Annotated in this window: 14 protein-coding genes; 10 read left to right on the top strand and 4 right to left on the bottom strand. The window is 72.6% G+C overall.

Features of this window, described 5'->3' with window-relative positions:
* Positions 1-124: 124 nt before the first annotated feature.
* The 3 genes from BZL64_RS19185 (at position 125) to BZL64_RS19175 (ending at position 2,859) form a co-directional block, all read left to right on the top strand.
* Positions 125-1,453 (top strand): M20/M25/M40 family metallo-hydrolase, encoded by a 1,329-nt coding sequence (locus tag BZL64_RS19185; RefSeq protein ID WP_086770420.1) that lies wholly within the window; start codon positions 125-127, stop codon positions 1,451-1,453.
* Between the two features lie 175 nt (positions 1,454-1,628).
* Positions 1,629-1,862 carry a chaplin ChpH gene (gene chpH / locus BZL64_RS19180; protein WP_086770419.1) on the top strand — a complete coding sequence of 78 codons (234 nt, stop codon included), beginning with the start codon at positions 1,629-1,631 and terminating at the stop codon, positions 1,860-1,862.
* 205 nt (positions 1,863-2,067) lie between these two features.
* A complete protein-coding gene (locus BZL64_RS19175) occupies positions 2,068-2,859 on the top strand; it encodes a chaplin (protein ID WP_086770418.1) in 792 nt (263 codons plus the stop codon).
* Between the two features lie 72 nt (positions 2,860-2,931).
* Here the strand turns inward: BZL64_RS19175 and BZL64_RS19170 are convergent, their stop codons facing one another.
* Positions 2,932-3,120 carry a DUF5703 family protein gene (locus tag BZL64_RS19170; protein ID WP_005485166.1) on the bottom strand — a complete coding sequence of 63 codons (189 nt, stop codon included), beginning with the start codon at positions 3,118-3,120 and terminating at the stop codon, positions 2,932-2,934.
* Positions 3,121-3,167: 47 nt separating this feature from the next.
* Between BZL64_RS19170 and BZL64_RS19165 the strand changes: the two genes are divergently transcribed.
* Complete coding sequence (locus BZL64_RS19165) at positions 3,168-3,887, top strand: hypothetical protein (protein ID WP_086770417.1); 720 nt, start codon at positions 3,168-3,170, stop codon at positions 3,885-3,887.
* Positions 3,888-4,000: 113 nt separating this feature from the next.
* Here BZL64_RS19165 and BZL64_RS19160 read toward each other — a convergent pair whose 3' ends face one another.
* Both BZL64_RS19160 and BZL64_RS19155 read right to left on the bottom strand, forming a co-directional pair.
* Positions 4,001-6,250 (bottom strand): helix-hairpin-helix domain-containing protein, encoded by a 2,250-nt coding sequence (locus BZL64_RS19160; RefSeq protein ID WP_086770416.1) that lies wholly within the window; start codon positions 6,248-6,250, stop codon positions 4,001-4,003.
* Positions 6,247-7,233 (bottom strand): aldo/keto reductase, encoded by a 987-nt coding sequence (locus BZL64_RS19155; protein ID WP_086770415.1) that lies wholly within the window; start codon positions 7,231-7,233, stop codon positions 6,247-6,249. Before BZL64_RS19155 ends, BZL64_RS19160 begins: the two co-directional genes overlap by 4 nt.
* Before the next feature lie 198 nt (positions 7,234-7,431).
* Between BZL64_RS19155 and BZL64_RS19150 the strand changes: the two genes are divergently transcribed.
* Entirely contained in the window at positions 7,432-8,487 is a 1,056-nt protein-coding gene (locus BZL64_RS19150) for an LLM class F420-dependent oxidoreductase (RefSeq protein WP_086770414.1), read from the top strand.
* 245 nt (positions 8,488-8,732) lie between these two features.
* Positions 8,733-9,521 carry a ferritin-like domain-containing protein gene (locus BZL64_RS19145; RefSeq protein ID WP_086770413.1) on the top strand — a complete coding sequence of 263 codons (789 nt, stop codon included), beginning with the start codon at positions 8,733-8,735 and terminating at the stop codon, positions 9,519-9,521.
* A 24-nt stretch (positions 9,522-9,545) separates the two neighbouring features.
* Here the strand turns inward: BZL64_RS19145 and corA are convergent, their stop codons facing one another.
* A complete protein-coding gene (gene corA, locus BZL64_RS19140) occupies positions 9,546-10,541 on the bottom strand; it encodes a magnesium/cobalt transporter CorA (protein WP_167396168.1) in 996 nt (331 codons plus the stop codon).
* Between the two features lie 61 nt (positions 10,542-10,602).
* Between corA and BZL64_RS19135 the strand changes: the two genes are divergently transcribed.
* The 4 genes from BZL64_RS19135 (at position 10,603) to mshC (ending at position 14,113) form a co-directional block, all read left to right on the top strand.
* Positions 10,603-11,289, top strand: a complete 687-nt coding sequence (locus BZL64_RS19135; RefSeq protein ID WP_086770411.1) for a histidine phosphatase family protein — start codon at positions 10,603-10,605, stop codon at positions 11,287-11,289.
* An 85-nt stretch (positions 11,290-11,374) separates the two neighbouring features.
* Positions 11,375-11,965, top strand: coding sequence for a DUF3090 domain-containing protein (locus BZL64_RS19130; RefSeq protein ID WP_086770410.1), 591 nt, complete (start codon positions 11,375-11,377; stop codon positions 11,963-11,965).
* The gene (locus tag BZL64_RS19125; protein WP_086770409.1) at positions 11,929-12,762 is read left to right on the top strand and encodes an SCO1664 family protein; all 834 of its coding nucleotides are present in this window, start codon (positions 11,929-11,931) and stop codon (positions 12,760-12,762) included. The genes BZL64_RS19130 and BZL64_RS19125 overlap by 37 nt, the downstream gene beginning before the upstream one ends.
* Positions 12,763-12,883: 121 nt before the next feature.
* A complete protein-coding gene (gene mshC / locus BZL64_RS19120) occupies positions 12,884-14,113 on the top strand; it encodes a cysteine--1-D-myo-inosityl 2-amino-2-deoxy-alpha-D-glucopyranoside ligase (RefSeq protein WP_086770408.1) in 1,230 nt (409 codons plus the stop codon).
* The last annotated feature ends 122 nt before the right edge of the window (positions 14,114-14,235 follow it).

The raw sequence follows: 14,235 nt of genomic DNA, 5'->3' as shown, positions 1-14,235 counted from the left end.
TCCTCCTGCCGCCCCTCGCATCGGGCGTGAACGGCGTGTGACGGGCCGGGACCGGTCTTGGGCGCGGCGGCGGGGAGGGGGAGGATGAGGGGAACCACCAGCAGTGACAGCGGGAGGAACCAGAGTGAGCGCGACGGACGACACGGCCAGGGGCGTCACCGGCGAGGACGAGGTCGTGGACCTCTGCCGCGAGCTGATCCGGTTCGACACCAGCAACTACGGCGACCACTCGGGTCCGGGCGAGCGCAAGGCGGCCGAGTACGTCGCCGAGAAGCTCGCCGAGGTCGGGCTCGAACCGAAGATCTACGAGTCACACCCGGGCCGCGCCTCCACCGTGGCCCGTATCGAGGGCACGGACCCGTCCCGGCCGGCGCTGCTCATCCACGGCCACCTCGACGTCGTCCCGGCCAACGCGGCCGACTGGACCTACGACCCCTTCTCGGGCGAGGTCGCCGACGGCTGCGTATGGGGCCGGGGAGCGGTCGACATGAAGGACATGGACGCGATGACCCTGGCGGTCGTCCGCGACCGGCTGCGCTCCGGGCGCAGGCCGCCGCGCGACATCGTCCTGGCCTTCCTCGCCGACGAGGAGGCCGGCGGCACCTACGGAGCCCGTCACCTGGTCGACCGCCACCCCGACCTCTTCGACGGCGTCACCGAGGCGATCAGCGAGGTCGGCGGATTCTCCTTCACGGTGAGCGAGGAACGGCGGCTCTACCTGATCCAGACGGCCGAGAAGGGCATGCACTGGATGAAGCTGACCGTGGCCGGCACCGCCGGGCACGGCTCGATGATCCACCGGGACAACGCGATCACGGAACTGTCCGAGGCCGTGGCCCGGCTGGGCCGCCACACCTTCCCGGTGCGGGTCACCAAGACCACCCGGGCCTTCCTCGACGAACTGGGCGACGCGCTCGGCACCCAGCTGGACGCCGAGGACATGGAGGCGACCCTGGCCCGGCTCGGCGGCATCGCCAAGCTGATCGGCGCGACCCTGAGCAACACCGCCAACCCGACCCAGCTCGGCGCCGGCTACAAGGTCAACGTCATTCCGGGTGAGGCCACCGCCCACGTCGACGGGCGCTTCCTGCCCGGACACGAGGAGGAGTTCCTCACCGATCTCGACCGGATCCTCGGCCCGAAGGTGCGCCGCGAGGACGTCCACTCCGACAAGGCCCTGGAGACCTCCTTCGACGGACCGCTGGTGGAGGCCATGCAGTCCGCGCTGCTCGCCGAGGACCCCACCGCCAAGGCGATCCCGTACATGCTCTCCGGCGGGACCGACGCCAAGTCCTTCGACGACCTCGGCATCCGCGGCTTCGGCTTCGCCCCGCTGAAGCTTCCGCCGGAGCTGGACTTCGCCGGCATGTTCCACGGCGTCGACGAGCGGGTGCCGGTGGACGGCCTCCAGTTCGGCGTCCGCGTGCTCGACCGCTTCATCGACGCCTCCTGAGCGAAGTCGGCACCGGTGCCGGCACGGGTACCTGGGCGCGCCTTTTATTCGGCAGCCTGTGCGGGAGCGACTGAAAAGAGTGAATGCGACGATAAGCACGTAGCCCCATTACTTCCTCGTCGTTACTGCTGATGCGATCCGTTGCTTGGGATCGCATTGCCAACAAGGAGGAATAATGATCAAGAAGATCGTCGCTGCTGCGGCTGCCACCGGTGGTCTGGTTCTCGCGGGTGCGGGCATGGCCGTCGCCGATTCGGGCGCCCAGGGTGCCGCGGTGCACTCCCCGGGTGTCGTTTCCGGCAACGTGATCCAGGTGCCCGTTCACGTCCCCGTGAACGTCTGCGGCAACACGATCTCGGTGATCGGGCTGCTGAACCCCGCCTTCGGCAACGTCTGCATCAACAAGTGACGTCGACCCGCTGAGGGGTCGTCCACACCGTCGGCCCCGGAGCGCACTCCATGCGCTCCGGGGCCGACCGGTCTTTTCTCATGTTCCTCCGCGCGATAGCCGATGGAGTGAGAAAGGAACCGAAGAAGCCGTAGAACCCGGAAGGCCTCGCGCAGCTGGAAGGATGCGAGCAATTCGGGACGATATCGAAAGCAGGGATTCAGGAATGCGACAGGTCACCCGCAAAGGCCTTATGACCGTGGCGGCGGCGACGGGGGTGATCGCCGCCGCCGGAGGATACGCACACGCCGACTCCGGTGCGACCGGCTCCGCGTCCAACTCGCCCGGCGTCCTGTCCGGCAACAACGTCCAGGCGCCGGTGAACGTGCCGGTCAACGTCTGCGGCAACACCGTCGACGTGGTCGGCGTCCTCAACCCGTCGGTCGGCAACTCCTGTGCCAACCGGAGCACGGGCCACAGTGGCGGCAAGAGCGGCGGCGGCAGCCACACCGGGAACGGCGGCAGCCACGCCGGCTCCGGCTCGCAGGGCGGCTCCGGCGCGCACAGCGGCTCCGGCGGCGCGCAGGCGGGCGGCCACACGGCCGGTTCGCCCGGCGTCGGCTCCGGCAACAACGTCCAGGCGCCGATCGACGTGCCGGTCAACGTCTGCGGCAACAGCATCGACGTCGTCGGGATCCTCAACCCGGCCATGGGCAACGACTGCGCCAACGACAGCGGCCCCGGCCGCGAGTACGGCACGCCTCCCAGCGGCGAGGAGGAGACGCCCGGCCGCCAGGGCCCCGGCAAGCCGGCCGGCCCCGGAAAGTCCAGCCACTCCGAGGCCGAGGGCACGCCCGCCCAGCCCGGTCACGTGAGCCCGGCCGGAGCCTCCTCCGTCCACTCCCCGCAGCTCGCGCAGACCGGTAACGGACTGCCGCTGGGCCTCGCCCTCCCGGCCGGCGCGGGCGCGCTGCTCGCGGGCGCGGTCCTCTACCGCAAGGCACGCGCCTCGGTCTGACACGTCCCCGGCACCGCATGACGGAGCGGGCCCCGCCTCGGCGGGGCCCGCTCCGTTTCCGTCATGTTCAGCTCACCACGTGGCGCGTACCTGACGGATGATCCGCCGACGCAGCCGCACTCGGCGGCTGCCGTCCCGCAGCAGGCTCAGACGGTCCAACTCCCAGTGTCCGTACTCCGCATGGTCGGTCAGCAGACGTGTCGCGTCCTTGCGGGAGACACCGCGCGGAACGTACACGTCGACAAATTCGTATTCCGGCATCGCATCTATTGTGCGGGCTGGGGCCCGGTACGGATAGCGTCTGCTCTATGTCTGATGCTGCGCAGCCCACCGCTGCCGAGGTACGCGCCGCCGCCGAGGCGGTCAAGACCGCGCTCGACCGCCACCTGGCGGCGGTCGAACGCAGGACGGGTGAGGACGACCCGGCCGTCTACGAGGCGTTCAACGAGCTGGCCGCGGCCGCGGAGTCGTACGACGAACTGCTCTACGACCGCTATGACGAGGTCACCCCCTTCGAGATCCCCGGCGCCGACGACTCGCTGCCGCCCTACGCAGGCCCCGAGGAGCCCAACGCCCTGAGCGTGCTGATCCGCCGCGACTACGCCGTGGTGGAACCGCAGCGGCTGTTGGCGCAGGCCCAGCGGGTCGAGGCGGCGGAGTTCGAGGACGGCGCGGACGCGGAGGCCTCCGGGACCGTGCACGGCGCGCTGGGCCTGCTCTTCGGCGAGTTCGAGCCCGACGAGATCGCCTCCCGGCACAAGGAGTTCGGCCTGGAGGAGGGCGACTCCACCCTGTGGGTGGTGGCGGCCGACGAACCGGCCGAGCCGGGCGAATGGCTGGATACCCCCTTCGAGCAGCCGGACCCGCAGCAGGTCGTGTGCCGCTTCGACGTCAGCTCCGTCTTCGACGACGACCTCGATCAGGACGAGGACGACGAGGACGAGGACGCCGAGGGCGAACCGACGGAGGACGAGGAGGACGAGGGAGCAGGTTCGCAGCGGTCGGACGCCGACCGCGTGGACCGCTAGCGCGCAGCCGTGCCGGGCGCCCGGCGACGGCGGTGGACGTGCACGGACGGCGGCGGTCACGGCAGGGGAGCGATTCCCCGCCGTGACCGCCGCCGTCCACGTACTCCGGGCGGTCAGCCCGCCGCCGGCACCTGCGTGCGCAGCAGCACCGGCAACCGGGTCGTCCGGGGCTTCGCCGTGACCTCGGCGACCGCCGCGGCCAGCGCCTGCTCGACGCCGTGGACCACGGACAGGTGGCGCTCCGCCCGGCTGAAGGCCGTGTACACCCACGGACGGCTGAGGACCTGCGCGGCATCGCCGGGCAGCACCACGACCGCGGCCGGCCACCGGCTCCCCACCGCCTGGTGCGCCGTGAGTGCCCACCCGTGCCGGACGGACTGCTCCACCCGCTCCTTCGGTACGACCACCGCGGCGCCGGCGCAGGACAGGTGCAGTCCCTCCGCGTCGGCCGTCACCACCTGGCCCTGCACCGTGCGGCCCGGGGCGGGGGAGTAGGCGATCCGGTCGCCGGGGTCGAAGCCGCCGAAGCGGCCGGGGCCGGGGTTGAGGCGCTCCTTGAGGGCGGCGTTCAGCGCGCGGGTACCGGCCGCGCCGCCGTGGCCCGGGGTGACGACGACCGTCTGCTCGGCGGGGATCCCGAAGGCCCGTGGCACGGAGTCGGCGACGAGCTGCACCGTCCGGTGCACGGCCTCGCCGGCGTCCCGGACGGGCACGATCACGATCTCCTTGCCGGGTGCCTCGACCTGGTTCAGCTCGCCGATGCCCACACCGGACACCAGCTCGCCGAGCGGTCCCGGATCGGGGGTGCGGGAAGCCACGTGGGGGCAGACACGGGCGGCCAGCAGATCGGCGAAGACCCGGCCGGGACCGGCCGACCAGAGCATCGCCGGATCGCCGCCGAGCACCAGCCGGGCGCCGTCCGGCAGCGACTCCACGAGCATCGCGGCGGTCTCCACGTCCAGCTGCGGTGCGTCCAGCACGATCAGCAGGTCGAGGGCGAAGGCGCCCTCGGCGTCCCGGCCGGGGCCCTCGGCGCCGGACAGCAGGCCGGGGACGGTGACGAGGAAGCCGTCCCCGTCGTCGGCGTTCAGGTGGGCCGCGAGCCGCCGCCGTCCGTCCGGCGTGTGACAGGCGGCGACCGCGCGCAGCCCGAGGGACCGGGCGGCGGTCAGCAGGGCGGCCGGTTCGGCGCGGGCGGCCTCGCCACCGGTGTGCAGGACCAGGCCGTGCCCGGCGACCGCGCGGATCAGCTCGGCGGTGCCGCCGGACGCGGAGGCGGCGGCCGACTCCCACGCCGTCGAAGCCTCCTTGGCGACCGAGTTGACCACCCGGGCCAGAGCGTCGGCGAGGCTCTCCTCCGCGAGCGCGTACCGTTCGAGGCCCACCAGGACCCGGACCGGGCCGCTCTCCTCGTCGTCGTTCTCGTCGCCTTCCTCGGACTCCTCGCGCTCAGCCGTCCTGACCGGGGCGGCCCCGGGCTCGTCGACGGCGTCCTGGAAGGCGAGGGCCTCGCCCTCGGCGAGGGTGCTCTGCACGGCCGCGTCCGCGTCCGGGACGCCCTGCCTGCCGAGCGCGGCCGTCAGGGCCGGCAGTTCCAGGGCGGTGTGCCCGGCCAGGGCCGCCTGCTCCAGCAGCCAGACGGTGACCGCCCGGCCCCGCCGCTCGTCGTCCGGGGCGCACTCCGCGCCCAGCAGCGCCCGCGCGAAGCCGTCGGCCTGCTCGGGCCGCACACCCGGGACGCGCAGCAACTGCCAGGGGTCCTCGCCCAGCTCCTGCGCGGCGCCCTCGCCGAGAGCCGCGGCGACCTGCGGCGCCAGCGTCTGGGGGGCACCGCCACCGGTCAGCACCCGCCGCACCGCTTCGACGGTGTCCGGTGCCGGTGCCGTGGCGGCGGGCTCAGCGGCCACCGGCTGCGGGCGCCGCACGGGCTCCGCCGCGGGGCGGCGCGGGGCGGGTTCCGGATCGGCGAACACGGTGGCGGCGGGCTTCTCCCCACCCTCCACGGCCCGGACGGCCGCGAGGAGGTCGGCGGCCTTGCCGCTGAGCTTGGTACCGGCGGGGATGGGGCCCTGCTTCTCGGCCTTGCGCCGCTCGATCCGCTCACGCTCCAGCTTCTGCGCGGCGAGTTCCGCCTCGGCCTCGGAGAGCTTCCGGGCGGCCTCGTCGGCCCCGGACTCCGGGTCCGTGGCGTCGGCGGCCGGGGACTCCGGCGCGCCCTCACCGGCCGCGGCCTCGGACGCCGGCCCCCCGTCCGTGGCGGCCGTGGGGTCGGTCTCCACGGAGCCCTCGGCGGGCGGGGCGTCGTCCGGGGTGCCCGGCCCGGTGTTCTCCGTGGTGCTGGGGGGCTCCGGCTCCGTGCTCACAGCGTGCTCCAGTCGTGATCGGGATAGCGGTGCACGGGCGCCGACACGTCGTCGAGCGCCCGGCAGATCTCGTCAGGAAGACTAAGGGCCTCCACTGACAATGCGGCCGTGAGCTGCTGCGCGTTGCGCGCGCCGACGATCGGGGCCGTCACTCCGGGCCGGTCGCGGACCCACGCCAGCGCGATCTGGAGCGGGGTCACCGCGAGCCCGTCCGCCGCGGTCGCCACGGCGTCCACGATGCGGCTCGCGGTGTCGTCGAGGTAGGGCTCGACGAACGGTGCGAAGTGGTCCGAGGCGGCGCGCGAGTCCGGCGGCCGGGCGTCGCCCCGGTACTTGCCGGTGAGGACGCCCCGGCCGAGCGGGGAGGAGGGCAGCAGGCCGATGCCCAGGTCGAGCGCGGCCGGCAGCACCTCGCGCTCCACCCCGCGCTGGAGCAGGGAGTACTCCATCTGGGTGCCGGCGAGCCGGGTGCGGGTGCCGGGGGCGGCGAGCTGCCAGGTGGCGGCCTTGGCGAGCTGCCAGCCGCAGAAGTTGGCGATTCCCGCATAGCGGGCGCGCCCGCTGGCGACCGCGATGTCGAGGGCCTGGAGGGTCTCCTCCAGTGGCGTGTCCGGATCGAAGGCGTGTACGTGCCACACGTCGACGTGGTCCGTGCCGAGCCGGCCGAGCGAGGCGTCCAGGGCCCCCAGGAGGTGACCGCGCGAGCCGTCGAAGCGGCGGTCCGGGTCGGGCACGCTGCCGGCCTTGGTCGAGATGATCAGGTCCCGGCGCGGAACGAGGCCTTCCATGAGCCGCCCCAGCAGATATTCGGCCTCCCCGTCGCCGTACACGTCCGCCGTGTCGACGAGGGTGCCGCCCGCCTCCCAGAACGTCTTCAAGAGGTCCGCGGCATCATGCTCGTCGGTGTCGCGGCCCCAGGTCAGGGTGCCGAGCCCGATGCGGGACACGCGCAGGCCGGTGCGGCCGAGATGCCTCTGCTCCATGGGTGCCGAGATTACTGGCCAGAACTGGGCCGTGGGTTGCCTGTGGACAACCGAATTCCGGGCAGGCCGCGAGTGGTTCGGGCAGGCCGGGGGCCCTGCGGGCGGGCGCGACCCTCGCCACACCGCCCTCCCCCGGGGGCCGGGCCCGCGCTACTGTCTCCGGAACAGCGTCGTTACTGATCAGTAAGGGGATCGGCCATGCAGCTCGGGATCAACCTCGGCTACTGGGGTGCCGGAATGGACGGGGACAACCTGGCCGTGGCGCAGGAGGCCGACCGGCTCGGGTACGCGGTCTGCTGGGCCGCGGAGGCCTACGGTTCGGACGCCGCCACCGTGCTCACCTGGGTCGCGGCCCAGACCGAGCGGATCGACGTCGGCTCGGCCATCTTCCAGATCCCGGCCCGCCAGCCGGCGATGACCGCGATGACCGCCGCCACCCTCGACTCGCTGTCGGGCGGCCGCTTCCGCCTCGGCCTCGGCGTCTCCGGCCCGCAGGTCTCCGAGGGCTGGTACGGCGTCAAGTTCGACAAGCCGCTGTCCCGCACCCGCGAGTACGTCGAGATCGTCCGCAAGGCGATGACGCGCGAGCGGTTGTCGTACGAGGGTGAGCACTGGACGCTGCCGCTGCCGGGCGGTCCCGGCAAGCCGATCAAGCTGACCGTGCACCCGGAGCGCGAGCACATCCCGCTCTACATCGCGGCGATCGGCCCGAAGAACCTGGAGCAGACCGGCGAGATCGCCGACGGCGCCCTGCTGATCTTCCCGTCCGCCGACCACCTCGAGGACACCGCGATCAAGCACCTGCGCGCGGGGCGCGAGAAGGCCGGCAGGACGCTGGACGGTTTCGACATCTGCCCGACGCTGCCGCTGGCCGTCGGCGCCGACAGCGACGTCGAGCAGCTCGCCGACACGTTCCGCCCGTACACCGCGCTGTACGTCGGCGGAATGGGCAGCCGCAAGCAGAACTTCTACAACCAGCTCACCCGGCGCATGGGGTATGAGCAGGCCGCCGACGAGATCCAGGACAAGTACCTCGCCGGTGACAAGCAGGGCGCCGCGGCCGCCGTGCCGCACGAGCTGATCGACCGGACCACGCTGCTGGGGTCCAAGGAGCGGATCGCCGACCGGATGAAGGCCTATGCGGCGGCCGGCGTCACCACCCTGACCCTCGCCCCCGCGGGCTTCACGCTCGACGAGCGGCTCGCCTCGCTGCGGGCGGGTGCGGAAGCCCTGGAGCTGGCCGGACTGGCGTAGGGCCGCCCGCGGCGGCGGAGGAAGTTTCAGCGGCCGTGGTGGGGGCTCGGGGGTCTTCCCCGCCACGGCCGTCACGGGGAACAACGCGCCGGGAAGCGTGCGGTTACGCCGCCGGCGCGAGCTTCTCGGGTCATCCGTTCGGCGTAGTTGTCCGACATAGCTGTTGCCGTGCCTCTCGTCCCGCATTTGACTCGTTCTTTGCGGAACCTGCGGATTTCCCCAGGGATGCAGAGAGGTGCCTCACGATGCTTTCGGCCAAGAGCCTGTTCCAGGAGATCCTGGACGACGACGAGTCCTTCCGGCTGTTCTGTTCCATCGCCGCGAGCGGGGAGTCGCAGGGCGGCTGGGAGAACGCCCGGATCGCCGCGCTCGTCCCGCCGGACCAGCGCGACCTCGCCCCCAAGATCACCCGGCACGGCGCCGACGAGGACAAACACGGGCGGATCTTCAACGCCCTGCTGAAGAAGCGCGGCCTCCAGCCCGTCCCCGTCCCGCCCGACACCGACTACACGATGCTCCTGGAGCGAGGCGGTATCGGCCTCGCCCACGACCGGCTCAGGGCCGACCGGCCGCTGACCGTGCCGGACATCGTCACCTACCTCGCCCACAGCCGGGTCACCGAACAGCGCGCCTCCGAACAGATGGACCTGCTGCGCAAGCACTTCGCCGACCATCCCGACCTGGGCCGCGCGGTGAAGATGATCTCCCAGGACGAGGACAACCATCTCGCCTACTGCCACGAGGAGTTGCTGCGCTTCGCGCGCGCGGGCCACGGCCGCGTCATCCAGCGGACCCTGCGCGAGGCCGCGTTCGCCGAGATCCGCGTCTACCGCGACGTGAGCCTCGCCGTGATGTCCCACATGGGCCGCATCCTGGGCTGGTCCCGGCCCAAGGCGGCCCTCCTCGCCGCCGGCATCCACGCCGTGTACGCGTGGGAGCGGCTGGCGGGCTGGCGCCGCATGGTCACCCTGACGATGCCCGAACGCCGGGACGCTCTGGGCGGTTCCGCCCCCACGGCCCCCGAGTTCGCCTGAACGACGGGCCCGGCCCGCGGCCCCCTACAGCCACCCCCGCCGCTTGAACGTCCGGTACAGGCCCGCCTCCAGGACGGCCATGACCGCGATCACCGCCGGATACCCCCATGTCCAGCGCAGTTCCGGCATGTGCTCGAAGTTCATGCCGTAGATCCCCGCGATCATCGTGGGGACCGCGGCCATGGCCGCCCACGCGGAGATCTTCCGCATGTCGTCGTTCTGCCGGACGCTCATCTGCGCCAGATGGGCCGACAGGATGTCCGAGACGAGCCGGTCCAGGCCCTCCACCGACTCGTTCACGCGCGCCAGATGGTCGCCGACGTCACGGAAGAAGGGCCGCGCCTCGTCGTTCACGAACGGCAGGCCCGGCCCGGCCACGCCGGGGCCCGCCAGCCGGGACACCGGAGGGGCCAGCGGGACGGTCGCCCGGCGGAACTCCAGGATCTGCCGCTTGAACATGTAGATCCGGGACGCCGTGTTCCGCGAACCGCCGCCGTCCGGCGAGAACACCTCCGTCTCCAGCTCCTCCAGGTCGGTCTGCAGCTCCGCCGCCACATCCAGATAGTGATCGACGGTCGCGTCGGCGATCGCGTACACCACCGCGGTGGGTCCCTTCGCCAGCATCTCCGGCTCCTGCTCCAGCCGCCGCCGTACGGCCGCCAGCGGCGAGCCCTCGCCGTGCCGCACGGTCAGCACGAAGGAGTCGCCGAGGAAGACCATGACCTCGCCGGAGGACACCGCGTCGCTCTCCGGCTCGTACACGACCGGTTTCAGCACCAGGAACAGCGAGTCGTCGTACACCTCCAGCTTGGGCCGCTGGTGGGCCTTCAGGGAGTCCTCCACCGCCAGCGGGTGCAGGGCGAACTCCCGCGTGACGTGGGCGAACTCCTTCTCGGAGGGCTCGTGCAGCCCGATCCAGACGAAGCCGCCCCCGGCACGCACGTCGTCCAGCGCGTCGGAGAAGTCCTGCGGACCCTCCGTCCGGCGCCCGTCGCGATAGATGGCGCAGTCGACGATCACGTAGCGCATTCTCCCTTCCGCCGTTCCCCGTGGCCCCAGGAGTACCCCTACCCTGGTCGGCATGCCCACGCTGATCCTGGTCCGGCACGGACGGTCCACCGCCAACACCTCCGGAGTGCTCGCCGGCTGGACACCCGGCGTCGCCCTCGACGAGCGCGGCGCCGCGCAGGCCGCCGCGCTGCCCGCACGGCTGGAGGGCGTACCGATCACCGAGGTCGTCGCCAGCCCGCTGCAGCGCTGCCAGGAGACCGTCCGGCCGCTCCTGGCCGCCCGCCCGGACCTGCCCGTCCACTCCGACGAGCGGATCGGGGAGGCCCACTACGGCGACTGGTCAGGGCGCAAGCTCGCCGAGCTGACCGACGACCCGCTGATGGAGGTCGTCCAGTCGCACCCCTCCGCCGCCGCCTTCCCCGGCGGCGAGTCCATGCGGGCCATGCAGACCCGCGCCGCCGAGGCGGTGCGCGAGTGGAACGCGCGCGTGGAGCGCGACCACGGCCCCGACGCCGCCTACCTCATGTGCTCCCACGGCGACATCATCAAGTCGCTCGTGGCGGACGCGCTCGGGCTGCATCTCGACCTCTTCCAGCGCATCTCCGTCGAACCCTGTTCGGTCACGGTGATCCGCTACACCCGCCTGCGGCCCTTCCTCGTCCGCCTCGGCGACACCGGAGACTTCGCCTCCCTCATGCCGCGCGAGGCGCCGCCGGAGCGGGACGCCACGGTCGGGGGCGATGCGGGCGCACCGTGATCGTCGGCCGCAGTAGGGTGAAGCGGTCCACACGCGCGTTCACGCATGGACGTTTTCGTACCCACGATTCCCATGGAGACAGGACGTGTCCCGTCAGGTGTTCCTCTACGACCCCCCGGACCGCTTCGTGGCCGGTACGGTCGGACTGCCCGGACGCCGTACCTTCTTCCTCCAGGCCACGGCCGGCTCCCGGGTGACCAGCGTCGCCCTGGAGAAGACCCAGGTCGCCGCGCTCGCCGAGCGCATGGACGAGCTGCTGGACGAGGTCGTACGCCGTAGCGGCGGAAGTGCCGCGGTGCCCGCCGTCACGCCCACCGAAGTCGCCGACTCCGCCCCACTCGACACCCCGGTCGAGGAGGAGTTCCGGGTGGGCACGATGGCCCTCGCCTGGGACGGCGAGGAGCAGCGCATGATCGTCGAGGCGCAGGCCCTCGTGGAACTCGAGGCCGACACCGACGAGGACCTCGCCGAGGCCGAGGAACGGCTCCTCCAGGACGAGGAGAACGGGCCCCCGATGCTGCGGGTCCGGCTCACCGGCGCGCAGGCGCGGGCCTTCGCCAAGCGGGCCCTCGACGTCGTCAACGCCGGCCGGCCGCCGTGCCCGCTGTGCAGTCTGCCGCTCGACCCGGAAGGACACGTATGTCCGCGCCAGAACGGATACCGCCGCGGGGCGTGACGACCACCGACAAGGCCGACGCCGTCCTGCTCGCGCGGGGCGAGCTGACCGTGCGCGGCCGCATCACGGAGGCGTCCAACGCGGCCCTGTACTGCACCGTCGCGCACGAGGGCCGCGAGGCGGCCTGCGTCTACAAGCCGGTCGCCGGGGAGAGACCCCTGTGGGACTTCCCCGACGGCACCCTCGCCCAGCGCGAGGTCGCCGCGTACGAGGTCTCCGAAGCGACCGGCTGGGGCCTCGTGCCGCCCACCGTCCTGCGCGACGGGCCGTACGGCGAGGGCATGTGCCAGCTGTGGATCGAGATGTCCCCGGAGGCCGAGCTGCTCGCCCTGCTCGACGCCGAGGAGCCAGGACCTGGCTGGAAGGCGATCGGTCTCGCCGAGGCCGGTGAGGGCCGGACCGCGCTTCTGGTGCACGCCGACGACGAGCGGCTGCGCCGGCTCGCCGTCCTCGACGCGGTCATCAACAACGCCGACCGCAAGGGCGGCCACCTGCTGCCCACCACCGACGGGCGGCTGTACGGCATCGACCACGGCGTCACCTTCAACGCCGAGGACAAGCTCCGCACGCTCCTGTGGGGCTGGGCGGGGGAACCTCTGACCGGGGAGGCAGTGGAGGTGCTCAAGGGCCTCCAGAGCGCCCTGGAGGCGGGCGGCACCCTGACCGCCACCCTGGCCGCCCTCATCACCCCGGCCGAGATCGACGCCACCCGCGCGCGGGTCGGCGCGCTGCTGGAGTCCGGCAGGCACCCGGAGCCGGGCGGGGACTGGCCGGCCATCCCCTGGCCACCGGTCTAGCCGTCCCACCCCAGGCGGCCGACCGTCCAGCACGCGGGCCGGAGCCGCGCAAGAGCGCCTTCCCGGTCATCCGGCCCACTCCGGTTCGTATCCGGGAGATCCCTCCGGTTAGGCTCATGACATGCATGCCTGGCCCGCTTCCGAGGTCCCCGCCCTGCCTGGTCAGGGCCGCGACCTGAGGATCCACGACACCGCGACCGGCGGCCTCGTCACCCTCGACCCCGGTCCTGTCGCCCGTATCTACGTCTGCGGCATCACGCCGTACGACGCGACCCACATGGGTCACGCGGCGACCTACAACGCGTTCGACCTGGTTCAGCGCGTGTGGCTCGACACCAAGCGGCAGGTTCACTATGTCCAGAACGTCACCGACGTGGACGATCCGCTCCTGGAACGCGCGCAGCGCGACGGCCTCGACTGGGTCGCGCTCGCCGAGAAGGAGACGGCCCTCTTCCGCGAGGACATGACGGCCCTGCGGATGCTGCCGCCGCGGCACTACATAGGCGCCGTCGAGGCCATACCCGGCATCGTCCCGCTCGTCGAGCGGCTGCGCGAACTCGGCGCCGCCTACGAACTCGACGGGGACGTCTACTTCTCCGTCGGGTCCGATCCGAACTTCGGCAAGGTCTCCGGTCTGGACGCCGCCGCGATGCGGCTGCTGTCCGCGGAACGCGGCGGTGACCCGGACCGGCCGGGCAAGAAGAACCCGCTCGACCCGATGCTGTGGATGGCGGCCCGCGAGGGCGAGCCCAGCTGGGACGGCGGCTCCCTGGGCCGCGGTCGGCCGGGCTGGCACATCGAGTGCGTCGCCATCGCCCTGGACCACCTGGGCATGGGCTTCGACGTGCAGGGCGGCGGCTCCGACCTCGCCTTCCCGCACCACGAGATGGGCGCCTCGCACGCCCAGGTGCTCACCGGCGAGTTCCCCATGGCCAAGGCGTACGTCCACGCCGGCATGGTCGCGCTGGACGGCGAGAAGATGTCCAAGTCCAAGGGCAACCTCGTCTTCGTCTCCCGGCTGCGCCGGGACGGCGTCGACCCCGCCGCGATCCGGCTCACCCTTCTCGCCCACCACTACCGGGCCGACTGGGAGTGGACCGACCAGGTGCTCCAGGACGCCCTGGACCGGCTCGGGCGCTGGCGCGCGGCCGTCTCCCGGCCCGACGGCCCGCCCGCCGAGGCCCTCGTGGAGGAGCTCCGGGCGGCCCTGACGAACGACCTGGACGCCCCGGCCGCGCTGGCCGCCGTCGACCGCTGGGCCGCGCTCCAGGAGGAGCGGGGCGGCACGGACATCGGGGCGCCCGGTGTGGTGTCCCGGGCCGTGGACGCACTGCTGGGCGTCGCCCTGTAGATCGTCGGCGGACGCACGAACGGGGCGCCCCCCTCTTGGCGAGGGGGGCGCCCCGTTCGTGCGTCCGCCGGTCCTACTCCTCCGGCGAATCGTCGTCGTCGGCAGTCTCGCCGGCGCTCCCC

The sequence above is a fragment of the Streptomyces bobili genome (genome assembly GCF_002154575.1).
Lineage (GTDB): Bacteria > Actinomycetota > Actinomycetes > Streptomycetales > Streptomycetaceae > Streptomyces > Streptomyces bobili.
The sequence above is the reverse complement of the archived record's forward strand: the minus strand, read 5'-3'. Positions and strand labels throughout refer to the sequence as shown.

Coding starts and splice junctions, on each gene's coding strand:
- chpH (WP_086770419.1), top strand. CDS start 1,629: ATGATCAAGAAGATCGTCGCTGCTGCGGCTGCCACCGGTGGTCTGGTT.
- BZL64_RS19175 (WP_086770418.1), top strand. CDS start 2,068: ATGCGACAGGTCACCCGCAAAGGCCTTATGACCGTGGCGGCGGCGACG.
- BZL64_RS19170 (WP_005485166.1), bottom strand. CDS start 3,120: ATGCCGGAATACGAATTTGTCGACGTGTACGTTCCGCGCGGTGTCTCC.
- BZL64_RS19165 (WP_086770417.1), top strand. CDS start 3,168: ATGTCTGATGCTGCGCAGCCCACCGCTGCCGAGGTACGCGCCGCCGCC.
- BZL64_RS19155 (WP_086770415.1), bottom strand. CDS start 7,233: ATGGAGCAGAGGCATCTCGGCCGCACCGGCCTGCGCGTGTCCCGCATC.
- BZL64_RS19150 (WP_086770414.1), top strand. CDS start 7,432: ATGCAGCTCGGGATCAACCTCGGCTACTGGGGTGCCGGAATGGACGGG.
- BZL64_RS19145 (WP_086770413.1), top strand. CDS start 8,733: ATGCTTTCGGCCAAGAGCCTGTTCCAGGAGATCCTGGACGACGACGAG.
- BZL64_RS19135 (WP_086770411.1), top strand. CDS start 10,603: ATGCCCACGCTGATCCTGGTCCGGCACGGACGGTCCACCGCCAACACC.
- BZL64_RS19125 (WP_086770409.1), top strand. CDS start 11,929: ATGTCCGCGCCAGAACGGATACCGCCGCGGGGCGTGACGACCACCGAC.
- mshC (WP_086770408.1), top strand. CDS start 12,884: ATGCATGCCTGGCCCGCTTCCGAGGTCCCCGCCCTGCCTGGTCAGGGC.